Origin of the sequence: Pseudoalteromonas sp. SG45-5, assembly GCF_014164085.1 — a bacterium.
Taxonomy (GTDB): domain Bacteria; phylum Pseudomonadota; class Gammaproteobacteria; order Enterobacterales; family Alteromonadaceae; genus Pseudoalteromonas; species Pseudoalteromonas aliena.
This window is the reverse complement of record NZ_JACJEM010000020.1, coordinates 1-25,097: the sequence shown is the minus strand read 5'-3', so window position 1 is coordinate 25,097 and position 25,097 is coordinate 1. Positions and strand designations below refer to the sequence as shown.

Here is a 25,097-nt window from a genome sequence, read left to right as displayed (position 1 = left end):
AGTTAATAAAAAAGGCGAACTGAATAAAATCAGTTCGCCTTTTTAATCACCAAGATGATTTTACATGTTTAAACTAATTAGTCTTGAACACGTTCAAATACAGTCGCAATGCCTTGGCCTAAACCAATACACATAGTTGCTAAACCGTATCGTACATTTTTGTCTTCCATTAAGTGAATAAGCGATGTGCTAATACGCGAACCCGAACAACCCAGAGGGTGACCCAATGCGATTGCGCCGCCATTTAAATTCACTTTTTCGTCAACAACATCCATTAACCCTAAATCTTTCATTACAGGTAATGATTGTGCTGCAAAGGCTTCGTTAAGCTCTACTACGCCTAGGTCATCAATTGTAATACCGGCTTGTGCAAGTGCTTTTTTACTTGCTGGTACTGGGCCGTAACCCATAATTGATGGATCGCAACCAGCGACCGCCATTGCTTTAATGCGTGCACGAATCGGTAAGCCAAGTTCTTTAGCTTTTTCTTCGCTCATTACTAACATTGCAGATGCGCCGTCAGAAAGTGCAGAAGACGTACCGGCTGTTACCGTACCCGATGCAGGATTAAATACAGGGCGAAGCTTTGATAGACCTTCTACTGTTGTTTCTGGGCGAATTACTTCGTCGTCTTCAACTAAGATAAGCGAACCATCTGCTGCGTGACCTTCCATTGCTAAAATTTCGCGACGGAAACGGCCTTCAACTGTGGCAGCTTGTGCACGTTGATGTGAACGGTAAGCAAATTCATCTTGCTGCTCACGGCTAATGCCATGAAGCGTTGCAAGGTATTCTGCTGTTAAGCCCATAGAGCCAGACGCTTGTGCAATTGATGTTGCTAAGCCTGGGTGAAAGTCGTTGCCGTGAGTCATAGGTACGTGGCCCATGTGCTCAACACCACCAATTAGGTAAGTGTCGCCAGCGCCGGTCATTATTGCGCGTGCTGCGTCATGCAATGCTTGCATTGAAGAGCCACATAAACGGTTAACCGTAACAGCAGGAACGCTGTGCGGAATACCGGCAAGCAATGATGCGTTACGTGCTACGTTAAAGCCTTGCTCTAATGTTTGCTGTACACAACCCCAATAAATATCGTCAATTGATGCTGGATCAACTGCTGGGTTGCGATCAAGTAAGCCTTTCATTAAATGTGCGCTTAAGTCTTCAGCACGTTTATGTTTGAATACACCACTTTTAGAGCGACCCATTGGTGTGCGGATACAATCTACAATTACTGGATTATTCATGATATTAACCTTCCACCTTATAGAAAACACGACCTTCTTCGGCCCACTTGCGAGTTTGTTCAGATACTTGGTAAATCGCACCTAGGTGAGCGTATTTGTCTGCTGCTGCAACAAAGTTAGCTAAACCAGTTTGATCTAAGTAACGGAACGCGCCGCCTCTAAATGGAGGGAAACCAACACCGTAAACTAATGCCATATCTGCTTCTTGCGGAGAGGCAACTATGCCTTCTTGCAAACACAGTAGCACTTCGTTGATCATTGGAATCATACAACGGTCGATGATTTCTTGTTTATCAAATTCTTTTGGTGCGTCTGTAATTGGGCTTAATAGCTCAATTGCTGTCTCGTCATGAGACTTTTTAAGACGACCGCGACGATCTGTTTCGTATTTGTAAAAACCTGCTTTGTTCTTTTGACCAAAACGTTTTTCATTAGCAAAAATAGTAACAGGGTCTTTATCTGCACGCGCCATGCGCTCAGGGAAACCGTCAGCCATTACACCAGTACAATGGAACGCTGTATCAATACCTACAACATCAAGTAGGTAAGCTGGACCCATAGGCCAGCCAAATACGTTCTCCATTACTTTATCTACTTTCGCAAAGTTAGCGCCTTCAACCACTAATTTGCTAAAACCAGCAAAGTAAGGGAATAAAACACGGTTTACAAAAAAGCCTGGGCAATCGTTAACAACAATTGGTGATTTACCTAATTTAAGCGCGTAATCAACTACTGCATTAATTGTTTTATCTGAGGTTTTTGCACCACGGATAATTTCTACTAATGGCATTTTTGGCACTGGATTGAAAAAGTGCATGCCACAGAAGTTTTCTGGCTTATCTAGCGCTTGCGCTAGTAAATCAATGCAAATAGTCGATGTGTTTGAAGTAAGTACAGTGCCTTCTGGCATGTTCTTTTCAAGATCAGCGAGTACTGCTTGCTTAACTTTAGGGTTTTCTACAACGGCTTCAACAATAATGTTGGCGCTTTGTAAGTCTGAATCGTTAAGTGTTGGTTTAATTTTGCTAAGTGTTGCCAACATTTTTTCCATTGGCATGTGGCCACGCTTAACTTTTGCACCTAACAGTTTAGACGCTTCACCCATACCTAAATCAAGCGCATCTTGCTGGATGTCTTTCATTATAATAGGCGTGCCTTTATAAGCAGACTGGTATGCAATACCGCCACCCATAATACCTGCACCTAATACAGCGGCTTGTTTAATTTCTACATCACTGTGCTTAGCAAATTTACGTGCTTTACCTTTAATGTATTGATCAGCTAGGAATATACCTGTTTGTGCCGCAGCCTCTGGTGTACGTGCTAATTTAGCAAAGTTAGCGTTTTCGATTGCCATTGCTTCATCGCGAGTACAGTTTGCTGCTGCTTTAATAGTACGCACAGCCATAACCGGTGCAGGATAGTGGCCTTTGGTTTTACCCATTACCATACCTTCTGCCATTGCAAAGCTCATGCCTTGCTCAACACGGTTTAATTTAAGTGGCTGTAGTTTTACGTTGCGTTTTGCTTGCCAATCTAGCTTGCCAGCAATCGCTAACTCAAGTGTTGATACACTTGACTCTAAAAGTTTGTCAGTACTAACTACTGCATCAAATGCGCCTACTTTAAGGGCATCTGCTGCGCGATTTTCTGCGCCAGAAGTAATCCACATCATTGCGTTATCTGCGCCAATGATGCGTGGTAAGCGCACTGTGCCACCAAACCCTGGCATTATGCCTAGTTTAACTTCTGGTAGGCCCATTTTAGCTGTTTCGCTTGCTACGCGATAATCGGTAGCAAGTGCCCACTCACAACCACCGCCAAGTGCCAAGCCGTTTATGGCGCTTAGGGTTGGGAATGGTAAATCTTCGATTGCGTCGAAAATATCGGTCGCATTTTTGATCCACACTACTAATTCTTCTTCAGGTCTAGTAAATGTAGGTAAAAATTCGAAGATGTCGGCACCAATAATAAAGTGCTCTTTATCACTGGTAAAAATCATGCCTTTGATATCAGAATTGGCTGCTAGTTCTTTTAATGCTGCTGCGCAATCTGAAAGAGTTTTTTGAGATAATGTGTTTACAGAACCTGTAGCACAAAACTTAAACTCGGCGATGTTTTCCTTTAGGAAGCTAACTTCAAAGGAATCGCTTTTATATAACATTATTATTCTCCCTAGTTGACGAACTAAGACTGGTACGATGAGTTTGCATTTCAATCAGTGTGCTTGCTTTAAATTAAAAATGCAACGAAAAATTTAACTCGGTTACAATCGGTTGGTTAAAATATAGCTGGTTTGGTGCTAAGGTGGTTGAAAAGTTTTTATTCACTACTTTAATTTTTATTAAAGGACATTATGAAAAAATATTTATTAAACTTTGCGGCAGCTGCATTTATTTTCCCTCTTCATTCTGCCGAAGTGAGTCTAGATAATGACGCATTTGTAGATGCCGAAAAAAAAGTACGCCATAGCAGCTATCAAAATTTTAAAACGGCGGTTAATAATTTAGATCACCCTTTAAAACCTTATGTTGAAAAAACCTATTGGCAGCGTCATCCCAATATTAAGTATCAAGCCGAAATAGAAAGCTATTTAACTATTTATCAGCATACGCCTCTTGAATGGCCTGTGCGTGAGGCATGGTTAAAATATTTAAAAAGGAAAAATAAAAAAGCGGCATATATTAATAGTTATCGTGAAACATCTAATACAGCGCTTACGTGTACTTACTTAGATTTTCAGCGAGATTTAGGCGCGCCTGAAAAGGCGATATTAAATCAAGTAACCGATTTATGGACTGTTGGAAAATCGCAACCCGAAGAGTGCGATAGCCTTTTCTCGTTATGGCGAAAAAAAGGCTATATGAGTAAGGAAATAGTTTGGCAGCGAATTACACTTGCGGCCCAAGGGGGGAAGCAAAGTTTATTACCTTACTTAAAAACACTGTTACCTAAAGGCGAGCGTTACTTAGCTGATTTATATTTAAAGGTGCGTCGTGACCCGAGTGCTTCAGCAGGTTTGTATCGATACAAAAAAAAGTCAGTAAAAGAAGGGCAAATAGCACTTTATGGTGTTAAGCGTTTAGTGTGGCGCGATAAAGAACTCGCTTTAAAAGCGTGGGAAAAGCTAGAGAAAATTTTTAAATACAGTGATGAAGCAAAAGCCGATGTGTATTACACCTTTGCATTATCGCTTGCTTCAAGCGGGCATAACCAAGCCAGCTTTTGGCTAAATAAAGTGCCAAAAGAGCGCCTAGACAGCAAGCTTATTCAATGGCAGCTGGGCAATATGCTTAAAACCCAAGATTGGGAAGGTATAGCGGCATTTTTTACAGGCAAAGATAATTTAAGTTTGGGTCAGCAATATTGGTTAGCTTATAGCTATGAACAACGTGGTGAGCAAAAAAAGGCTGATAGTATTTTTGTAAATGTGGCCGCTAATCGTGACTATTACGGGTTTTTAGCTGCGGCACGCTTAGGGTTACCTATAGAGCTAAATAATCAAGCGCTGGTGGTTGATCAAAAACTGCTGGACAAGGTGAGTAATGCGCCCGGTTTTAAGCGAGCAAAAGCGCTTTATGAATTAAAACGTTTTACTGCAGCCCGAAGAGAGTGGAATTATTTAACCAATACCTCTAGTGATGACGAAAAGCTCGCCGCTTCAAAGCTGGCGGCAGAGCTAGATTGGTACGATAGTGCTATTTTTACTCTCGCAAAAATAAAAGCATGGGATTATGTTGAACTGCGTTTTCCGTTTGCATTTCAAGACGTGTTTGAACGTTACAGTAAACGCAGCAAAATTGACGTAGCGTGGAGCATTGCGATTGCAAGGCGTGAAAGTTCATTTGCACCTGATGCACGCTCGCATGCTAATGCACGTGGCTTGATGCAATTGCTACCAAGCACGGCTAAATACGTCAATAAAAGTAGTGTATCGAGTAATCGGTTATACCAACCGAAAACAAATATTAGGTTAGGCAGTAGCTATTTGCAGTATTTAAAAAAGAAAAATCATGGCAACGAAATACTCGCTACAGCCTCTTATAACGCTGGGTATCATCGTATTAAACGTTGGTTGCCTGATGAAGCTATTCCTGCTGAGTTATGGGTGGAGCTTATTCCGTATCGTGAAACTCGTGATTATGTAAAAAATGTATTTGCATATAGACAGGTTTATCATACTCGAATGGGCCGAGAAGGAAATGTACTAGCGCCGCTTCTGGAAATGAAAATGGGCGGTTAGTAAACATATGTTTAAAGTAGGGGGATATCTAATGTGATTAGATGCCCCCTTATTTAATGCAATTGGTATAAGTGGTAGACTCAGAGCAAGTTAAATTTAACAGATGGATTAACAATGAATAAATTAGCCGTTTTATACGCCGAACATATTGCAACACTGCAACAGCGTACTCGTACAATTTGTGAAAGCGAAGGGTTAGAGGGATTAGTTATTCACTCGGGCCAAGCTAAACGTCAGTTTTTAGATGATATGTATTACCCGTTTAAAGTTAATCCTCAGTTTAAAGCATGGCTGCCAGTTATTGATAATCCGCATTGCTGGATTGTGGTAAATGGTAACGACAAGCCAAAACTAATATTTTATCGTCCTGTTGATTTTTGGCATAAAGTGCCGGACGAACCTCGTGATTTTTGGGCTGAGTATTTTGATATAGAACTACTGCTACAACCTGATCAAGTTGAAAAGCTACTGCCATACGATAAAGCTAAATACGCTTATATGGGCGAATATATAGAAGTAGCGCAAGCACTTGGTTTTAGTATTATGAACCCAGAACCTGTACTTAACTATTTTCATTACCACCGCGCTTATAAAACGCAGTACGAGCTTGAATGTTTACGCAACGCTAACCGCATTGCAGTAGACGGGCACAAAGCTGCACGCGATACCTTTTTTAATGGTGGTAGCGAGTTTGATATTCAGCAAGCATACTTAATGGCTACACGTCAGAGTGAAAATGAAATGCCGTATGGCAACATTGTTGCACTTAACGAAAACTGCGCTATTTTGCATTACACGCACTTTGATCCAAAAGCACCACATACCCATAACTCATTTTTAATCGATGCTGGGGCAAACTTTAATGGTTACGCAGCTGATATTACCCGTACTTATGATTTTAAAAAGCAGGGTGAGTTTTCTGAGCTTGTGGATGCGATGACAGTACAGCAAATTGAATTAGGTCAAGGTTTGAAGCCTGGTATGCTTTATGGCGATTTGCACGTTGAGTGTCATAACCGTATTGCGCAAATATTAAGTGACTTTAAAATTGTTAACCTACCTGCGGCAGAAATTGTTGAGCGTAAAATTACCTCTACTTTTTTCCCGCATGGTTTAGGTCATCACTTAGGCTTACAAGTGCACGACATGGGTGGCTTTATGAGTGACGAAAAGGGTACTCACCAACCTTCGCCAGAAGGACATCCATTCTTACGTTGTACGCGCCTGATTGAAAAAAACCAAGTGTTTACTATTGAGCCAGGTTTATACTTTATTGACTCATTGCTTGGCGATTTAGCACAAACCGATAATAAGCAGTTCATTAACTGGGAAAAGGTTGAGTCGTTTAAACCGTTTGGTGGTATCCGCATTGAAGATAATATTATCGTTCATGAAGACAGCCTAGAAAATATGACGCGTGATTTAGACTTAGCTTAACGATACTATCTACGTTTGAATAATTGGGGCCATAAGGCCCCATTTTTTTGGTTGAATATTGGTTAAGTAAAGTATGTCAGAATATAAATACCCTGCAGCGGATGTGTTTCATCAAGAAGAAATTAAAAAAAGCACCTTTATTGTGCATATTGCACACACGCCAAATTTAGCCTGCGCAAAAGCATTTATTAAAAGTATTGAAGAAAAATATTCAGACGCTCGTCATAATTGCTGGGCGCACGTAGCGGGTAATCCAGGTGGTAGCCATGTTTATGGTTTTTCGGACGATGGTGAGCCAAATGGCACTGCGGGTAAGCCTATGCTTAATGTGTTGGTGGGTTCGGGCCTTGGCGAAATAACAGCTGTAGTGACACGTTACTTTGGCGGTATAAAGCTAGGTACTGGTGGATTAGTACGTGCTTATGGTGGCTCATTAAATAATGCATTAGTAAAATTGCAAACGGTGCTTAAAGTTCCCAGTATTGAAATTACAGGAAGTAGTGAATACAGCATGCAAGGCGCGATTGAGCAGCGGCTAAAGAGCAACTACCAAGTACTTAATATTGATAAGCAATTTACTGCTAATATTGAATGGGTGATCACGATTGATAGCCGCCAAGCACAACAAGCAATTAAAGATATTTTTGATTTAAGCCACGGCGCAGTTGAGTTAACTATTAAAGAGTAATAACCTACACAAGTTGCATTTAATGCATACCACTTAATTTGAACAGGCTGACACTACTTAGCCTGAATTTACTAATAATAAAAGCGATAAGCTAAATGCAATTTCGTACCATCATAAAAATTCTTGGCCAACTTGTTGCGCTGTTTAGTATTACCATGGTGCCACCGGCACTGGTGTCTTTAATTTATAAAGACGGTGGTGGTGTTCCATTTGTTTTAGCATTTATATTTAGTATTGTTATTGGCCTAATGGCTTATTACCCGAACCGCCACGAAAACGGAGATTTAAAAGCCCGCGAAGGATTTTTAATCGTAGTTCTGTTTTGGTTGGTATTAGGTGCATTCGCATCTTTACCGCTCATATTTTTACAAGAACCCAACCTATCATTTGCTGATGCGGTGTTTGAGGCATTTTCAGGCTTAACAACTACAGGTGCAACCGTACTGACGGGGATTGAATACCTCCCCAAATCCGTATTGTTTTATCGCCAGCAGTTACAATGGTTTGGCGGTATGGGGATCATTGTACTCGCTGTAGCGATACTACCTATGCTTGGTGTTGGTGGAATGCAGTTATATCGCGCTGAAATACCAGGGCCTGTAAAAGATTCTAAAATGACCCCGCGTATTGCTGATACAGCAAAACATCTTTGGTATATTTATGTGTCACTTACTACTGCGTGTATGCTTGCTTATTGGGCGGCTGGTATGGATTGGTTTGATGCTATTTGCCATGCGTTTTCAACCGTAGCCATTGGTGGGTTTTCTACTTATGATGCCTCGATAGGCCACTTTAACAGCCCAGTTATTAACTTTATTTGTGTGTTCTTTTTAATTATTGCAGCCATTAATTTTTCATTGCACTACGCAGCGGTAGCCAGTCGAAATGTACAGGTATATTTGCGCGACCCTGAGTTTAAAGTATTTTTGTGTATTCAATTAGCGCTGGTGGTTATTTGTTTTACGGTACTGTCATCAAATGAGATATACGCTAATGGTGATGAAACGCTAGATCAGGCTTTATTTCAAGCAGTATCAATGAGTACTACAGCGGGATTTGCTACCGATAACTTTTCAACATGGCCATTGTTTTTACCAATATTACTTATATTTTCGAGCTTTATTGGTGGTTGTGCGGGTTCTACCGGTGGCGGAATGAAAGTAGTTCGTGTGTTTTTACTCTATTTACAAGGTGTGCGTGAGCTCAATCGTTTAGTACACCCTCGTGCTATATATTCTATAAAGTTAGGCCGAAAAGCGCTTCCAGATAAAGTCGTCGAAGCGGTATGGGGATTTTTTTCTGCTTATGCATTAGTGTTTATTATTATTATGTTAGCGCTTATGGGGACTGGTATGGACAACATAACGGCGTTCTCAGCTACTGCCGCATGTTTAAATAACTTAGGCCCTGGTTTGGGTGACGTTGCATCACACTATGGTGCTATAACCGATGGCGCTAAATGGTTGCTTACTATTGCAATGGTGTTTGGTCGCCTCGAAATATTTACTCTACTGGTACTATTTACACCAACGTTTTGGCGTGGGTAAAAAAGTCAGTAAATACATCATTGGGAAAGGGATATGCCAGCAAATTTAGAAAAGCTAAAACATTTAGCATTAGGTAGTTTAGTCGACCTTGAAATATTAACACCTACAAGTAGTAAGCGTGTTAAAACTGAATTAGTTGGCTTGCTTGATGATAAGTTTATTATTTTAAATTACCCCAATTCTAAACGATTGCTTGCAGCCAGTGATTATTTGCGTGACGGTGTGATGGTGGTAGTAAGAGCGTTGATAGAAGGTAGTGGTGGGCAAGTGATAGCATTTCGTCAACAAGTTATGTCGGTTACTTCTCATCCTGCTCGGCTGGTTTTTATTCATTTTCCTAAACACGTGCAGTTATTTGATCTGCGTTCACAAGCACGTATCCCTACTTTATTGCCAGCTAAACTTAAGTTAAGTGACGAACGAGTGCTTGATGGAGTGATCAAAGACGTTTCATTAACTGGCGTTATGTTTGATATCAAAAGCGATCAAGCGCTTGAAAATATAAAAGATATGCAATGCACAGTTATGCTCGATAGCAGTGGTAAAAACTTTGCAGGTGAAGTGTGCAGCGTTAAAGGCTATTCGGCGGGCGCTAAGTGCGGTATTAAGTTATTAGCCAGCGAAGACGAAATGAGAACTTTTATGAGAGAGCACTTTATTGATCCCTCAATGCTTAACTCTGAACTTGATGAAAGCTAAGTTTCGCTATTATGCAACAAACTAGTAATTTATCATTTTTCTGCAGAAAAATTATTTAACCATCACCAAATAAAATAATAAACCATATAAAACAATAATTTAAATTTCAAAAAATCCTTCCAATTGTATTTATAAAAAAAAGTTCAGCTAAGGTTTAGCTAAATTTCAATGTTAAATCATCTTTTAAGTATCTAAATTTATAAACTGTAGTATTTTGAACATTTTTAACCTCATGTTTTTAAAGGTGTTTTTGTTTTAGCTTGAAACCCTGTTGCCAAAAAGCAACAAAAAATCTTGAACAATTTACTTTCCTCACTCCTAAAGTTAGTCAACTCATTGAAAATAAATAACTTTTAAAAGTTGGCATCTAAGTTGTAGTAGTTTGGGTGTACTAAACAAAACGTGATTTAAAGTGAACTACTTAATCGCATAAACATAACTTTGAAGGATACATATTATGAAACGCATTAATAAAACTTTAGCACTTATCGCATTAGCATCTTCTTCAGCTGCATTTGCAGCAACTGATTTCGATACGTTAGATGCTGATGGTAGTGGGGCCATTAGCCAAGCTGAGGCATCAGTAGATGCAAAATTAATGAGCATGTTCTCTGAACTTGATACAGACCAAAATGGTGAGTTATCAAAAGAAGAATTTTCAAAAGCATAAGCTTAACGCTACGGGGTGGCATAAGCGCCCTGACATTACTCAAAAATTTTAAGGATACACGTTATGAAAACATTAAATAAAGCACTAGCACTTATGGCAATAGCCTCTTCTTCAGCCGCGTTTGCAGCAACCGACTTTAATACATTAGATGTGGATGGCAGTGGCACAATTAGTCAATCTGAGGCATCGGTAGATGCAAAGCTAATGAGCATGTTCTCAGAGCTTGATACTGACCAAAATGGTGAGTTATCAAAAGAAGAATTTTCTAAAGCTTAATTAAAGGTATTGATCCTGAGTTGCCAAAGACAACCTAAGTAGGCAAGGGAGCTTACGAAAGAGGATAACAAGGAAGTGAAAAATTACGGTTTAAGTTCGAGATCTCATTTTTTTGATAGAACATTTAATATGAAGGATTAAGTTATGAAACATTTAAATAAAGCGTTGGCACTTATGGCTATAGCGTCTTCTTCGGTTGCATTTGCAGCATCAGACTTTAATAGCCTTGATATAGATGGTAGCGGCACGATTAGCCCAAGCGAAGCGGCAGTTGATACTGATTTAATGGCTGAATTTGTTGAGCTAGATACCGATGGTAGTGGTGAGCTTTCCAAAGAAGAGTTCGCTAATTACTAACTCACCTTTTTAAATTAAACATTTTTCACAATTAGGGATCTTTGAAAAGGACTTCCCATCTTATTAGGAATATTATTATGAAAACATTAAACACAGCACTTGCAGTTTTGGTTCTAGCATCTTCGTCAGTGGCATATGCGGCAGTAGATTTTGCCTCTTTTGATGGTAATGGCGATGGCGTAATTAGTATGGAAGAAGCAAAAGTAAATCCTCAACTTGTGAAAATCTTTGATGATTTAGATGCTGACGGAAATGGTGAGATTTCTAAAGAAGAGTTTTCTAAAGTACAATAATCAATATTTAAGCATACTCCATTGAAGCCGCCTTAGTCAGCGGCTTTTTTGTGTATTAAATTAACTAATTAGAGTAACTAGTTAAAGGAATATAGCACTTACCTGAAACAGTTTTTCTACTACGTTAATGTGCTTTTTATCGATTAAAAACATAATAACGTGATCGCCCGATAAAATAATGGTGTCGTCGTGAGCAATAAGCACATCGTCATTACGCACTATTGCACCTATGGTGGTACCCGCAGGGAGTTTTATATCAGCGATAGCCCGGCCAACGACCTTTGATGTATTTTCATCACCATGGGCAACGGCTTCAATCGCTTCGGCGGCGCCTTTACGTAGAGAATACACGTTAACGATATCACCACGGCGTACGTGTGTTAATAACGCTGATATCGTTGCTTGTTGTGGAGAGATGGCAATGTCTATTTCGCCGCCCTGTACTAAGTCAACGTAAGCGCCACGCTGAATAAGCACCATGGTTTTTTGTGCGCCCATACGTTTTGCAAGCATGGCCGACATAATATTTGCTTCATCGTCGTTGGTTACGGCAATAAATACATCAACTTGTTCAATATGCTCTTCTGAGAGTAGTTCTTGATCAGATGCATCACCACAAAACACCACGGTGTTGTCGAGCATTTCAGATAGTTGCTCAGCTCGCTCTTTACTGCGTTCAATGAGTTTAACTGTGTGATTTTTTTCAAGTGAGCGGGCAAGGCCTGCGCCAATATTACCACCACCCGCTATCATAATTTTCTTGTAAGAGCGTTCCAGTTTTTGCAGCTCGTTCATTACAGCGCGTATATGTTTTGTCGCGGCAATAAAAAACACTTCATCATCGGCTTCAATGACCGTTGTACCCAATGGTTTAATTGCTTTACCTTGGCGATAAATAGCGGCAACACGAGTTTCTACATTAGGAATGTGCTCTTTAAGTGCAGATAACGCATAGCCTACTAGCAAACCACCATAGTAAGCTTTTACGGCGACTAATGAGAGCATACCATCGGCAAACTGCAAGACTTGCAATGCACCAGGGTAGTCAATTAAGCGACGAATATATTTGGTCACCAGTGCTTCGGGGGCAATATAGTGATCGATTGGTAAATCATCGTTTTGAAATAGTTTTTCACGGTATTTTAAATATTGCTCAGAACGAATTCGGGCAATTTTTGTAGGGGTTTTAAAAATACTGTAAGCGACTTGGCATGCAACCATGTTTACTTCGTCTGAACTGGTTACCGCTATAATCATATCAGCATCTTCTGCACCAGCACGACGTAATACGTCAGGATGAGCGCTGTGGCCCATCACCCCTTGTAAGTCGTACTTATCTTGGAGTTCACGTAAACGGTTACCATCTATATCAACAACGGTTATTTCGTTTTGCTCACCGACTAAGTTTTCAGCTAGTGTGGCACCAACTTGCCCAGCACCGAGTATGATTATTTTCATTATTTACCAGTGTTATAAGTAGCTATTCAAAGCCATTTTAATTAAAAAATGGCTAATTATCGAAAGTATTTAAGCTAAACTATTTAGACTTTTTCACTAATTTCGCATAATAAAAGCCATCACTTTCGCCAGGCAGTAATTGTAGCCCTGGTGTTGTAATAGTGTCTTTATCATGAAGAGGAATATGCTCTACGTCGTCGTTATTAGCCAAAAACTTAGCAACTTGTTGTTGGTTTTCCTGTGGAAGAACCGAACACGTAGCATATACCAATGTACCACCTGGTTTTAAAAGTGGCCAAATGCTATTGAGTATATCGCCTTGAAGTGCGGCTAAATCTACAATGTCTGATGCGCGACGAAGCCATTTTATATCTGGATGACGACGAATAACGCCAGTTGCAGAACAAGGTACGTCTAATAAAATACGATCAAACTGTTGATCATCCCACCATGTGTGCGGTTGCGAGGCATCGCCACATTGTAGGTCTGCACCTAAGCCAATACGCGTTAAGTTTTGCTTAACACGTTCAAGGCGAGTTGAATCGCTATCGAGAGCAAGTACGTCTGCATCAGCAAGCTCTAATATGTGACATGTTTTACCGCCAGGTGCTGCACAGGCATCTAAAATAGTGTCGCCATCTTTTGGTTCTAAAAAGCGTGCTGCAAGTTGTGCTGCGGCATCTTGTACTGAACATGCACCTGTATCAAACTCAGGCAATGAAAATACATCACGCGGTTTAGCAAGCTTAATCCCATCTATAAAGTCAGGGTTTAAGGTGTGTTCTATATCGTTCGCCGTTAGCATATCGCTGTATTCTTGCGTGCTATATTGTGCTTGATTTACACGTAACCACATAGGTGCTTGTTGTTGGTTTTCTGCAAGTAAGTCTTCCCAGCTATCAGGGTAGGCTTCTTTTACTTGTTTAATAAACCAATTTGGGTGGTTGTATAAACACACCGGAATAAGCTTCGCTTTTTCTTCAAGCTCAACTTGTTGGCGTTGAAAGCTACGTAAAATAGCGTTAATAAGCCCTTTTAAACCTAAAGCACGTAATTGAGCAAGTGCATTGACTGTTTCTGAGATTGCTGCATGTGGCGGTACACGCATGTGTTGTAGCTGATAAATACCTACATACAATAAAAATTGAAATATTCTGCGCTTACCTTTCAGTGGATCTTCCACTAAATGTTGGCAGTAGTTTTCAAGGCTAGGTAAGTAGCGTAAAACGCCATAACAAATTTGTTGCAGTAGTGCTTTGTCTTTTGGTGGCAAGCCTTGGCTAGCAAATGGTAGTTCTTGATTAAGCGAAGCGCCTTTATCAACTACGTTATATAAAGTTTCAGCGGCAAGCGCTCGTACGTTTTGGACATTACTCATTATTTTCGCCTAATACTGTGCCAGGGGTAACCCAGTCACCACGACCATTTAAGAAGTCGTTAATTGCCATTGGTTTTTTACCTTGCGGTTGTAATTGCGTAATACACAAAGCATGTTCACCACACGCTACTACGACGCCATTTTTATCGCTTGATAAAATTTGTCCTGGATTGCCCGATTGCAGGACAACCTGCGCTTGGTAAACCTTTACTGTTTGCTCGCCCATTTGAGTAAAGCACACCGGCCATGGGTTAAAAGAGCGAATGTTTCGCTCAATTTGCAGCGCACTCATAGACCAGTCTATATTTGCTTCCTCTTTAGAAAGCTTTTTAGCATAGTTAGCAAGTTCATCATTTTGAGGTTCTGGTGTGATCTCGCCATTCGCTAGTTTGTTAATGGTTTCAATTAACGCGTCTGGGCCTAGCTCAGCAAGCTTTATATATAAACTAGCGCTAGTTTCTGTCGTGCTAATAGGGCAGCGACTAATATGCAACATATCGCCGGTATCTAAGCCTTCATCCATTTGCATTATTGTTACGCCGGTTTGCTCATCACCCGCCCAAATAGCGCGTTGAATAGGTGCCGCACCGCGCCAGCGCGGCAATATAGAGCCATGCACATTTAAACAACCTAAGCGTGGGGCTTCTAATATCGCTTTAGGTAAAATTAAGCCATATGCTACAACAATCATAATGTCGGCATTTAAGCTTGTTAGTTCTGCTAATGCTTCATCATTTTTTAATGATTGTGGCTGAAAAACAGGGAGGTTGTACTCAAGCGCTAGCTCTTTTACTTCACTGGCTTTTAGTTTTTTACCTCGACCAGCAGGGCGGTCGGGTTGGCTGTATACACCAACAATTGTATGTTTGCTTTGTATCAGCGCTTGTAAATGACGTGCGGCAAAGTCCGGCGTACCGGCAAATATAATGCGTAATGGTTGAGTCACTGAGTTTTCCTAAGGTGCTTATTACTGTTCTGCAAATTTAGCTTCTTTTTCAAGCTTTTTACGAATACGTTGGCGCTTTAATGGTGATAAGTAATCAATGAACAATTTACCTTGCAGGTGATCTAGTTCATGTTGAATACAAATAGCCAGTAATTCGTCTGCATCTAGTACAAACTCTTCACCGTTTTCGTTAAGTGCAGAGACTGTTACTGTTTCTGCGCGGTCAACTTTTGCATACGAATTAGGCACTGATAAACAGCCTTCTTCGCTAATGGTTGAGCCATCTTTTTTGATGATTTGTGGGTTAATTAATACCAGAGGCTCATTTCGCTCTTCTGATACATCAATCACAACAATTCTTTGATGAATGTCTACTTGTGTAGCAGCTAGTCCGATGCCATTTTCATCATACATAGTTTCCAGCATGTCTTTAACAATTTGGCGTACTTGGTCGTCAACTTGCACAACTTCTGTTGCTATTGTACGTAAACGCTCATCCGGAAATCTTAAAACTTCTAACCTAGCCATAGTTACCTTTTTCACTTGTGCTTAATTTAGGGTATTGTATGCTCTTATTTTAGCCATTCACGTTCACCTTTAACAGGTTTTGGTCAATAATAATGAAAAAACAATATGAGGAAGCTCAATGAAATCTCCGTTAGTCGCAGCCATGTTTGCATTAAGTGCTGCTTTTCCTGCAATTGCTGATGTGCTCGAAATAAAAAAAGATGCACCAAAACAGTATGTTGTAAAAAAAGGAGACACGCTTTGGGGAATTTCTGATATTTATTTGAGCGATTCATGGCTATGGCCAAAGTTATGGGAAATGAACTCTCATATTAGTAACCCTCACCTAATTTATCCTGGGGATGCACTTACTTTAGTTTATGGTGCAGGTGGAACACCTCGCTTAGTGTTAAATAAAGCTTATAAAAAGCTTTCGCCAAAAGGTTATATTACTGCTAAAGGTAAAGATGCAGTGACGACTTTGCCGTTAGAATTAATTAAACCTTATCTAACTTATGAGCAGGCGCTTAATAACGAAGAAATAGATGGGAAACCCTATGTATTAGGTGCCAACCAAAACACGAAGACTCAAACTCTCGATCATATTTTATATGTTAATGGCGATTTAAAGCTTAATCAGGCTTATGCTATTTACCACAAAGGTGAGGCTTACACCGATCCAGATACAAATGAAATTTTAGCTAACCGAGCAAGTTATGCCGGCATGGCTCGCGTATTTAGACGGGGCGATATTAGTAATGGCATTCCTTCATCAGTAAGGGTTGAATCGGTTAAGCGAGAAATTAAACAAGGTGATTTTTTATTGCCTGCTATGCAGGGACAAACGTTACCCGCATATTTTAATATGCATAGACCTAAACAGCCTTTAGAGGGCAAAGTGATAGCCTCTGCAAATCATGTTAGAGAATTCAGCACAATGGATATTGTGGTGCTAAACTTAGGGGCAGAACAGCAAATTGAACCTGGTCATGTGTTAGATATTGAACGCCAATCGCCTGGTGTAATTGATGGGCAACGAGGCCCTCGTTACCCAGAGGATTCAAGTAAGTTAGAAAGGCTTATATCAAGTACGAGTGAGCTTTTAGGGTTAGAGCCAGACGAAAATAGCACTGTGTGGTCTATGCCAAAAGAAAAAGTTGGCGAGTTAATCGTATTTAAAGTGTATGACAAAGTTAGCTATGCATTAATTACTAAAAACCAGCACCCAATTCGCGTTGGAGATTTTGCAGTTATTCATTAAGAAGTAGCGAGTCGGTGCTCTAGGAGAGAGCATGGATCAGTCATCTGGCAAGTTAGCCCACTGGCTTGCCTTTTATATGTGTAAAGGGTTAGGTATAAAAACTCTTTTAGCATTATCTACAAACCATTCCCTTGAGTCTTTATTCGACTTATCTCATGATCAGCTTTTACAACTTGGATTAACCGCTAATCAAGCTAGTAACTTACTTAATACTAATTGGCAGCAAGTAAGTCATTATGAGCAATTAATTGCACAGCACCATATCATTGCAGTGTGTATTTTTGACGCGCTTTATCCTGAAGATCTCCGGCAGATAGCCAGTGCTCCTTTATTACTCTTTTGTAGGGGGGATGTCTCGTTATTATCTACTCCACAAATTGCAATTGTAGGGAGTCGTAATGCCACACCTACCGGGCTTGAAATAGCATCAGAGTTTGCATACGAGTTAACTTTAGCGGGTATTACGGTTACTTCAGGTATGGCCAGAGGTATAGATGGCGCTGCACATAAAGGCTCGCTTGCAGGTACTGGTAAAACCATCGCAGTGCTCGGTACTGGAGTTGATGTTTACTATCCTAAGCGTCATAAACTATTAACAGACCAAGTTTTAGAAAGCGGCCTGTTGGTGAGTGAATTTTTACCAGGCACTGCAGCTCATGCACATAATTTTCCACGTCGTAATCGTATTATATCTGGGCTCGCGTTAGGTGTGCTTATTGTTGAGGCTGAAATTAAAAGCGGTTCATTAATAACAGTTCGTTATGCGTTAGAGCAAAATAAGGAGGTGTTTGCTGTACCTGGATCAATTAAGAATCCGTTAGCGCAGGCTAGCCACTTTTTAATAAAGCAAGGTGCTAAATTGGTAGAAAATGTAACCGACATTCTTGATGAAGTGAGTTTCACTTATCAAGAAGATATATATACTAAAGAGCAGCCTATTCAAGCTAATTCTCAATGCGAAGTTTTAAATAGTATAGGGTTTGAAGTAACTAGCGTAGACGACATTGTGCGTCGTGCGCAGTGGCCAATAGATAAAGTACTCGCTAGGTTGCTCGACTTAGAGTTAGACGATCAGATAGAGCGAGTGTTAGACGGTTATATTAAGTTAAGCGCAGGGAAGTAATATGTTTGATATTCTTATGTATCTTTTTGAAAATTATATTCATAGTGAAGCGGATATTTTTGCAGAGCAAAATGAGCTAACCGATGAGTTATTGCGTGCGGGTTTTAATAAGCCAGAAATATTCAAAGCGCTCGACTGGCTAGAGCAATTAGCCGACTTACAACACAATGATGAATCTCCCTATCTTATAGCGAATCCTCAACACGCAATGCGTATATTTACTGAAAGCGAATGCCAAAGGCTGAGTGTTGAATGCCGCAGTTTTTTAATGTTCATTGAGCAAATAGGGGTTATTAATAGTGTGACTCGCGAAATGGTAATGGATCGCTTAGCCGCACTTGATAAATTAAACATAAGTTTAGAGGACTTAAAATGGATTGTGCTTATGGTTTTATTTAATGTCCCCGGTTCAGAAAAGGCATATGAACAAATGGAGGATTTAATTTTTGATGAACCCAGCGAGCTTCTTCATTAATAATTACCTTTAGTAAATTACTCAGGTTACTTAAACGGATAAGCACACCATTACTTGTATCTTTAAGTGGTTTGGGTATATTAGGCGAAAATTCACTAACCCTTTAGGATCACCATGAGTAAAATCGACCATTCGCTTTTCTCGGCGAACAAACACGCCCTCGAAAAAGAATACGAGATATGCCCGCAGTGTGGTTCAGAATTAGTGATCCGCAATAGTAAGTCTGGCCCATTCTTAGGTTGCGCAAGTTACCCTAAATGCGACTTTATTAGACCGCTGGCACATCACGACAGTAACGAAATAAAAATTCTTGAAGATTCAGCATGCCCGCAGTGCAGTAAACCGCTGGTGGTTAAAAATGGTCGTTACGGGATGTTTATTGGATGCACTGGGTATCCGCAGTGCCACTATATTGCTAACGAAAACGAAGAAAAACAAAATGAAGAAGTGTTACCAAGTTGCCCTAAATGCAAAAAAGGTCACTTAGTCGCGCGTAGTAATAAGTTTGGTAAAGTGTTTTATTCTTGTGATTGCTACCCAAGCTGTAAATACACGCTTAATAATAAACCGGTTGAACACTCGTGTCCTGAATGCAACTGGCCAATCGTCATAGAAAGAAATATGGCAAATGGTACACTATTGCAATGCCCACAAAAAAGTTGCATGCATAAGCTTGCCTCAACTGAATAACGTTTAATTATTTCTGGAGACTATTTTGTCAGACGTTTCAAATACGCCCACTGCAATAACATGCTTAACGCAAGGCGAAGTTATTTTATACCCAACCGAAGCTGTATATGGTTTAGGTTGCGATCCAGATAATCAACAAGCCGTTGAAGCACTATTAGCAATTAAGCAGCGACCAGTCGAAAAAGGCCTTATTTTAATTGCTGATAACTATGGGCAATTATTAAAATACGTAGATGACGCAAAAATACCGATGGATAAACGCGCTGATATTTTTTCGAGTTGGCCTGCTGCAATTACGTGGGTTATGCCGGCTTCTAAAAATACACCAAAATGGTTAACAGGGCAGTTTGATACTATCGCAGTAAGAGTAACAAACCATCCAACAGTAAAACGTTTGTGCCAAGAGTTTGGCAAACCGCTGGTATCAACCAGTGCAAACTTAACAGGTCAGGAAACGGTCACTAGTATTGAGCAAGCTAAAGCGCAATTTGCAGAGCAAGTTGGTTTTTATGTTGACGAGCCGTTAGGTGGAAATACTCAACCAAGCACAATTAAAGATGCCATGACTGGAAAAATATTTAGAGGTTAATATGCACAGCGAATTATTAGATCAAGTAAAAGCATACTTTATGGCTTTGCAAGACACTATTTGCCAAGGTTTAGAAGCAGCAGATGGCAGTGCTAAATTTATAGAAGATAATTGGCAACGAGCAGAAGGCGGTGGTGGCCGTACACGTGTAACCACAAATGGCATTGTAATAGAGCAAGGTGGAGTTAACTACTCACACGTATTTGGTGCTTCAATGCCAGGCTCTGCAACAGCGCATAGACCTGAGCTTGCAGGGCGCAGCTTTCATGCATGCGGTGTATCGTTAGTTATTCATCCAAAAAACCCACATGTGCCAACCAGCCATGCCAACGTACGTTTTTTTATAGCCGAAAAAGAAGGCGAAGAGCCAATATGGTGGTTTGGTGGTGGGTTTGACCTCACTCCTTTTTACCCCGTATTAGAAGACGTACAACATTGGCATCAAGTTGCTCACGATCTGTGTGCGCCATTTGGCGGTGAAGTTTATCCAAAATACAAAACATGGTGTGACGAGTATTTTTATTTAAAACACAGAGATGAAACACGAGGCGTTGGTGGTTTGTTTTTTGACGATTTAAACGAACTCGGCTTTGAAAAGAGTTTTGCGTTTATGCAATCTGTGGGTAATGGCTTTTTAGATGCCTATTTACCTATTATTGAGCGTCGTAAAAATGATGAGTACACAGCGCAACAACGTGATTTTCAACTTTACCGTCGCGGACGCTATGTAGAATTTAACCTAGTATGGGACCGAGGTACGTTATTTGGCTTACAAAGTGGTGGACGTACAGAATCTATATTAATGTCTATGCCACCATTGGCACGCTGGGAATATAATTTCAAACCAGAGCAAGGTAGTCCAGAAGCTAATTTATATCAGTACTACTTACGACCACAAGAGTGGCTAAGCAGTGAACCTGTACAATTGATTGCTCGAGACTGGCAATTGTAATAACAAGGCGCTAATCTACTGGCCTATTGCAAGTAAATTCAACGCAGTTAGCGCTGCAAATAGCTGCTCGAGATAGATTTATTATCCAGAGTTCAGGTTATTTAGCGCCTTGTTTTTTAAGTTAATTTAAAACGCCTGACTTGCTCATCCAGCGAACGGGCAAGTGATAATAGTTCTTCACTTACTTTTTGATTATCGTTGGCATCCACTAATGATCGCTCCGCATTATCGCTAATGGCTACCACACTTTGGTTTATTTCTTCCGCAGCTAAGCTTTGTTGTTCTGTTGCATCCGCTATTTGCACATTAAGCTGATTGATTTCACTCATTTGAGAGGAAATATCTTTTAAAGCTTGTGCGACTTTTTTTACTTGTTGCGCTCTATCGTCTGCTTCTTCACATGAGTTACTCATCATTGTTACTGTGTGCGACGCTTCCGATTGCAGTTTGTCAATTGTGCGTTTAATTTCGTCAGTAGAATCATGGGTACGTGTTGCTAAAGTGCGTACTTCATCGGCGACAACGGCAAAACCTCGACCTGTTTCTCCCGCTCGAGCCGCTTCTATTGCGGCATTAAGTGCAAGTAGATTTGTTTGTTCCGCAATACTACTGATCACTTCAAGTATTTTTCCTACCTCTAAAGTTTGTGCCTGCAGCTGACTTACTTGTTGGGCTGCGCTACGAACATCATCTGCAAGTTGATTTATGCTTATCTCAGTATGCTCAGCAACACGCAAACTTTGTTGTGCAAGCAGATTACTACTTTCTGACTTTTCGGAGGCAAAGTGAGTGGTATTTTTAACTTCGTTAGAAGAGCTTTCAAGCTCATTAATTGCAGCGGCAACAGAGTCTGTCCCTTGCTTTTGACTCAAAATTGCTTGTTCAGTCGCATCGGCTGATGCATAGATGGCTTCGGCAGAATGAATGAGCACTTTTGAAGAGTGTGAAACTTGCGCAATATTTTCTTTAAAGGTGGATATCATCTGGTTAAAGCTATTTGCTAAAGAGCTTAACTCATCGTTATTGTTATCCTCAATTTTGAGACTTAAATCATTATTGCTGGTGGCGAGATGCATCATGCGATCAATGTTATTAAGACGTTTAATAAATATTTTTCTAAAAAGTAAACCCAGTAACAAAAAAGCAGTGATAAAGAGCGTTGATAGCAGGGCTGTATTAATAAGTGTATTACGAGTTACAGCTGTTTCAATATCTGCGAGGGAATAACTGATTTTTACTACACCTAATACATCACCTTCTTGTGCTTGATGGCAGCCAAGACAGTTAGTTCCTTTATGATCACTACTTGCAAGCATCGGCTTTAAGTATGTCATATAGCGAGTACCTTGTTGCTGTTCGATAAAAAGATTTTCTTTGCCTTCAAGTGCTGCAATTTCTGCATCATTACTCGGGGTTTGGTTAGCAGCGCCTAATCCATAGAGCTTGTTTACAATAGGGCTGCGGATTATATGCGCGTCTTCTATGTTGGGATGGCTACGTAATTTACTGCTTAGTATTTCACGATTCGCCATTGTGCCAGTCAACATCATGGTGTTAATGGAATCAAAGTAGTTATCAGCAAGTAACTTAATATTGCTAGCGATTGTTTCCTGAGCAAGTGTGTGCTGTTGATTAGAACTGCTGATCAGGCTTGCACAAAGTACCAGCACACCCGTAAGTGCTAGCAGTGCATAAATTTTATGTTGAATTAATTTCACGTGCGTAATGCTCTCCCAAACAAGATAGCGTTATTATCTGTATTTGGAAGAATGAGGCATTGATATAGCGCAAACTTAAAAGATTAAAGTAACGGTTGTTCAGTTTTAATGTTGATTAATCATATGACTTGCTAATTGGCCAAACGATTGCTTCAAGCCTTCTCGTAATAAAGGGTTATCTATTTCAATATCAAGTGCTTTATTCATGCAATGCATCCATTGATCACGCAGGTCTTGATCAACAGGGAATGGCATGTGCCGTTTACGAAGCATTGGATGGCCATGTTTTTCAACAAATAAGTCTGGTCCACCTAACCAACCAGATAAAAATTCAAAAAATACTTGGCGAATTCGATCTAATGGCAGAGGATGCATATTATATAATGGTTTAGCGTATTCATCGGTCTCCATTATGTCGTAGAATCTATTAGAAATAGCACGAGCTCCTGTCTCTCCACCTATTATTTCGTAAGGTGTTTTTTCTGGCGTAGGTGCTTGTGTTACTGATACCGATTTAGATTTTGAAAAAAGTCGTTTAATCATATTATTTATCATCGTTAATAGGCAGTATATAGCTGCAAAGAGGTTGCTTTAAAATGGACAAATATGCGGTTTTTGGAAATCCAATTAAACATTCAAAATCCCCCGCGATACATAAACAATTTGCAGCCTCATTGGGTGAACAAATCGACTACCGCGCAATTTTAGCACCTATCGATAGTTTTGAAAAAACAGTATTGTCTTTTTTTAATCAAGGTGGCAAAGGGGCCAATGTGACCATGCCGTTTAAAGAGCAAGCCTATGCAATAGCAAGTGAGCTTACGCCATTAGCTAAAATTGTAGGGGCTGTTAATACGCTAAAAAAACGAGATGATGGCACATTATTAGGTGATAACACCGATGGTGTTGGTTTTGTAAATGATTTACTCGCTAATAAAGTAGCCATTACTAATAAGCGAATTTTAATTATTGGTGCGGGTGGGGCTGCCCGAGGTGTTATTTTACCTTTACTAGAGCATAACCCTCAGGAAATAATAATCGTTAATCGCACCGCACAAAAAGCAAAAGAACTCGCAGAGCTGTTTGCTCAATACGGGTCTGTATCAGCCTTCGGTTTTAATGATTTACCAGTAAGCAATTACTCACTAATCATAAACTCTACGTCTAGCAGTATGAATGATGAGTTGCCAGCACTCGATAAAAAACACATAACTAATTGTGAAGTCGCTTATGACATGTTTTATTCACTACAAAATACCATTTTTATGAATTGGGTTGCGCAGCACAATGTTAACGCTAAGCTTTTAGATGGCAGCGGTATGTTAGTGGGTCAGGCTGCTCAAGCATATTATGTGTGGCGTAATAAAATGCCAAAAATACTCCCCGTAGTTGATGCGCTTAAACAAGGAACGCTTAAATGAATCAGGCAATACAATTTATAGATAGGCTAGAGTTTAGAGAGCCCGATCATCAGTTAGTCTTTTTTGCACAAGTTAGTGGCATGCTGGTGGAGTGTATAATAGAAGTAAATACACTTAAATTAACAGACGAAAGCCATGCAACAGAGTATTTTGAACAATATCGTTTTGATTACGAAGAACGTGCCGAGGAGCTTATCGAAGAAGAGAGCTATAACTCGGCAGGCCAAATTGAAGTAAGCTTATTAACTTAAGTTAGCGATTTCAGCTAAGTATTCATCTTTAAGTGATACATAGTTATCGGCAGATATTTTTAAGAAGGCAAGTTCTTGCTCTGTAAGAGGGCGGGCTTGCTTAGCTGGACTTCCTACATATAAGTAACCAGACTCTAAGCGTTTGTTTGGTGGCACTAACGAGCCGCCACCAATAATTACATCATCTTCAACAACCACGTTATCCATAATAATAGCGCCCATACCTACAAGTATACGGTTTCCTAATACACATCCGTGCAGCATTACCTTATGACCCACAGTTACATCGTCACCTATAATAAGTGGATAACCATCAGGGTTGCTTTTAGTTGCACGGGATAAATGTAATACACTGCCATCTTGTATATTGGTACGATCACCAATGCGTATATAGTTAACATCACCTCGTGCTGCGACCAATGGCCACACACTACAGTCACTGCCTAATGTAATATCACCGACTAGTACTGATGACTCATCAACATAAACAGACGCATTAAACGAAGGTGTTACACCTTTATAAGAACGGATTGCCATATTTGCACCTTTAAATAATAGTTTTTGTATTAATGAGTGTAACAGTAGCGCTAATTTAAGTACCGCTAAAGCATAATTTGATTATAAAACTATCAGTTTTGGGTGCTTTAGGTTAGTAACTGACCGAACAGCACTTTATTTACAGTTTTCTTAAAAAAGTGCTTGCGTAAAAATCTGTTCTCCCTATAATGCGACCCCACTGAGACGGGAAACGCCGAAGCATAGCAAAGCAGCAACGACTCAGAGAGTTAAATAAAACTTAGGTTTTAAATCTTCCAAAAGAAAGTTTAAAACTAAGTGTTGACTCGAAAAATAAAGGGTGTATTATTCGCAT

Annotated in this window: 26 protein-coding genes; 17 read left to right on the top strand and 9 right to left on the bottom strand. The window is 40.1% G+C overall.

Features of this window, described 5'->3' with window-relative positions; all coding sequences use genetic code 11:
• Positions 1 to 77: 77 nt before the first annotated feature.
• Entirely contained in the window at positions 78 to 1,247 is a 1,170-nt protein-coding gene (fadA, locus tag H5119_RS08390; RefSeq protein ID WP_004335189.1) for an acetyl-CoA C-acyltransferase FadA, read from the bottom strand.
• 4 nt (positions 1,248 to 1,251) lie between these two features.
• Complete coding sequence (gene fadB / locus H5119_RS08385) at positions 1,252 to 3,411, bottom strand: fatty acid oxidation complex subunit alpha FadB (RefSeq protein ID WP_138584851.1); 2,160 nt, start codon at positions 3,409 to 3,411, stop codon at positions 1,252 to 1,254.
• Between the two features lie 192 nt (positions 3,412 to 3,603).
• On the opposite strand from fadB, the gene H5119_RS08380 reads away from it, so the two are divergent.
• The 9 genes from H5119_RS08380 (at position 3,604) to H5119_RS08340 (ending at position 11,457) form a co-directional block, all read left to right on the top strand.
• On the top strand, positions 3,604 to 5,490 hold the full coding sequence (locus H5119_RS08380; protein WP_182701899.1) for a transglycosylase SLT domain-containing protein: 1,887 nt from the start codon (positions 3,604 to 3,606) through the stop codon (positions 5,488 to 5,490).
• A gap of 114 nt (positions 5,491 to 5,604) precedes the next feature.
• Positions 5,605 to 6,927: a Xaa-Pro dipeptidase gene (pepQ, locus tag H5119_RS08375; protein WP_182701898.1), complete on the top strand. Its 1,323-nt coding sequence runs from the start codon at positions 5,605 to 5,607 to the stop codon at positions 6,925 to 6,927.
• A 73-nt stretch (positions 6,928 to 7,000) separates the two neighbouring features.
• Complete coding sequence (locus H5119_RS08370) at positions 7,001 to 7,615, top strand: YigZ family protein (RefSeq protein ID WP_182701897.1); 615 nt, start codon at positions 7,001 to 7,003, stop codon at positions 7,613 to 7,615.
• A 95-nt stretch (positions 7,616 to 7,710) separates the two neighbouring features.
• Positions 7,711 to 9,162 carry a TrkH family potassium uptake protein gene (locus tag H5119_RS08365; RefSeq protein ID WP_138584848.1) on the top strand — a complete coding sequence of 484 codons (1,452 nt, stop codon included), beginning with the start codon at positions 7,711 to 7,713 and terminating at the stop codon, positions 9,160 to 9,162.
• Positions 9,163 to 9,195: 33 nt separating this feature from the next.
• Entirely contained in the window at positions 9,196 to 9,861 is a 666-nt protein-coding gene (locus tag H5119_RS08360) for a flagellar brake protein (protein ID WP_182701896.1), read from the top strand.
• Positions 9,862 to 10,318: 457 nt separating this feature from the next.
• Positions 10,319 to 10,531 carry an EF-hand domain-containing protein gene (locus H5119_RS08355; RefSeq protein WP_182701895.1) on the top strand — a complete coding sequence of 71 codons (213 nt, stop codon included), beginning with the start codon at positions 10,319 to 10,321 and terminating at the stop codon, positions 10,529 to 10,531.
• A gap of 63 nt (positions 10,532 to 10,594) precedes the next feature.
• Positions 10,595 to 10,807, top strand: a complete 213-nt coding sequence (locus H5119_RS08350) for an EF-hand domain-containing protein (protein ID WP_138584847.1) — start codon at positions 10,595 to 10,597, stop codon at positions 10,805 to 10,807.
• Between the two features lie 144 nt (positions 10,808 to 10,951).
• A complete protein-coding gene (locus H5119_RS08345; protein WP_182701894.1) occupies positions 10,952 to 11,164 on the top strand; it encodes a calmodulin in 213 nt (70 codons plus the stop codon).
• Positions 11,165 to 11,241: 77 nt separating this feature from the next.
• Positions 11,242 to 11,457, top strand: a complete 216-nt coding sequence (locus tag H5119_RS08340; RefSeq protein ID WP_138584846.1) for a calmodulin — start codon at positions 11,242 to 11,244, stop codon at positions 11,455 to 11,457.
• An 81-nt stretch (positions 11,458 to 11,538) separates the two neighbouring features.
• Here the strand turns inward: H5119_RS08340 and trkA are convergent, their stop codons facing one another.
• From trkA to def, 4 genes are all read right to left on the bottom strand, one after another.
• The gene (gene trkA / locus H5119_RS08335; protein ID WP_077536518.1) at positions 11,539 to 12,915 is read right to left on the bottom strand and encodes a Trk system potassium transporter TrkA; all 1,377 of its coding nucleotides are present in this window, start codon (positions 12,913 to 12,915) and stop codon (positions 11,539 to 11,541) included.
• Between the two features lie 79 nt (positions 12,916 to 12,994).
• A complete protein-coding gene (gene rsmB / locus H5119_RS08330) occupies positions 12,995 to 14,293 on the bottom strand; it encodes a 16S rRNA (cytosine(967)-C(5))-methyltransferase RsmB (RefSeq protein WP_138586673.1) in 1,299 nt (432 codons plus the stop codon).
• A complete protein-coding gene (fmt, locus tag H5119_RS08325) occupies positions 14,286 to 15,239 on the bottom strand; it encodes a methionyl-tRNA formyltransferase (protein ID WP_182701893.1) in 954 nt (317 codons plus the stop codon). The genes rsmB and fmt overlap by 8 nt, the downstream gene beginning before the upstream one ends.
• A 21-nt stretch (positions 15,240 to 15,260) precedes the next feature.
• Entirely contained in the window at positions 15,261 to 15,767 is a 507-nt protein-coding gene (gene def / locus H5119_RS08320; RefSeq protein ID WP_138586672.1) for a peptide deformylase, read from the bottom strand.
• 118 nt (positions 15,768 to 15,885) lie between these two features.
• On the opposite strand from def, the gene H5119_RS08315 reads away from it, so the two are divergent.
• The 6 genes from H5119_RS08315 (at position 15,886) to hemF (ending at position 20,836) form a co-directional block, all read left to right on the top strand.
• Complete coding sequence (locus H5119_RS08315; RefSeq protein WP_182701892.1) at positions 15,886 to 17,007, top strand: LysM peptidoglycan-binding domain-containing protein; 1,122 nt, start codon at positions 15,886 to 15,888, stop codon at positions 17,005 to 17,007.
• A gap of 31 nt (positions 17,008 to 17,038) precedes the next feature.
• A complete protein-coding gene (dprA, locus tag H5119_RS08310; protein ID WP_182701891.1) occupies positions 17,039 to 18,130 on the top strand; it encodes a DNA-processing protein DprA in 1,092 nt (363 codons plus the stop codon).
• Between the two features lies 1 nt (position 18,131).
• Positions 18,132 to 18,605 (top strand): DUF494 family protein, encoded by a 474-nt coding sequence (locus tag H5119_RS08305; RefSeq protein WP_138586671.1) that lies wholly within the window; start codon positions 18,132 to 18,134, stop codon positions 18,603 to 18,605.
• A 114-nt stretch (positions 18,606 to 18,719) separates the two neighbouring features.
• Positions 18,720 to 19,295 carry a type I DNA topoisomerase gene (locus H5119_RS08300; protein ID WP_138586670.1) on the top strand — a complete coding sequence of 192 codons (576 nt, stop codon included), beginning with the start codon at positions 18,720 to 18,722 and terminating at the stop codon, positions 19,293 to 19,295.
• A gap of 25 nt (positions 19,296 to 19,320) precedes the next feature.
• Positions 19,321 to 19,884 (top strand): L-threonylcarbamoyladenylate synthase, encoded by a 564-nt coding sequence (locus H5119_RS08295; RefSeq protein ID WP_182701890.1) that lies wholly within the window; start codon positions 19,321 to 19,323, stop codon positions 19,882 to 19,884.
• 1 nt (position 19,885) lies between these two features.
• Complete coding sequence (gene hemF, locus H5119_RS08290) at positions 19,886 to 20,836, top strand: oxygen-dependent coproporphyrinogen oxidase (RefSeq protein WP_077536509.1); 951 nt, start codon at positions 19,886 to 19,888, stop codon at positions 20,834 to 20,836.
• Between the two features lie 116 nt (positions 20,837 to 20,952).
• Here the strand turns inward: hemF and H5119_RS08285 are convergent, their stop codons facing one another.
• Entirely contained in the window at positions 20,953 to 22,554 is a 1,602-nt protein-coding gene (locus tag H5119_RS08285; RefSeq protein WP_182701889.1) for a methyl-accepting chemotaxis protein, read from the bottom strand.
• A 105-nt stretch (positions 22,555 to 22,659) separates the two neighbouring features.
• Positions 22,660 to 23,097: a group II truncated hemoglobin gene (locus H5119_RS08280; RefSeq protein WP_182701888.1), complete on the bottom strand. Its 438-nt coding sequence runs from the start codon at positions 23,095 to 23,097 to the stop codon at positions 22,660 to 22,662.
• 53 nt (positions 23,098 to 23,150) lie between these two features.
• Between H5119_RS08280 and aroE the strand changes: the two genes are divergently transcribed.
• Both aroE and H5119_RS08270 read left to right on the top strand, forming a co-directional pair.
• Complete coding sequence (aroE, locus tag H5119_RS08275; protein WP_182701887.1) at positions 23,151 to 23,975, top strand: shikimate dehydrogenase; 825 nt, start codon at positions 23,151 to 23,153, stop codon at positions 23,973 to 23,975.
• Positions 23,972 to 24,226 (top strand): DUF1488 family protein, encoded by a 255-nt coding sequence (locus H5119_RS08270; protein WP_007377622.1) that lies wholly within the window; start codon positions 23,972 to 23,974, stop codon positions 24,224 to 24,226. Before aroE ends, H5119_RS08270 begins: the two co-directional genes overlap by 4 nt.
• On the opposite strand, the gene H5119_RS08265 is transcribed toward H5119_RS08270, so the two are convergent.
• Positions 24,218 to 24,763, bottom strand: a complete 546-nt coding sequence (locus tag H5119_RS08265; protein WP_077536505.1) for a gamma carbonic anhydrase family protein — start codon at positions 24,761 to 24,763, stop codon at positions 24,218 to 24,220. The two genes, H5119_RS08270 and H5119_RS08265, sit on opposite strands and share 9 nt — an antisense overlap.
• Positions 24,764 to 25,097: the final 334 nt, after the last annotated feature.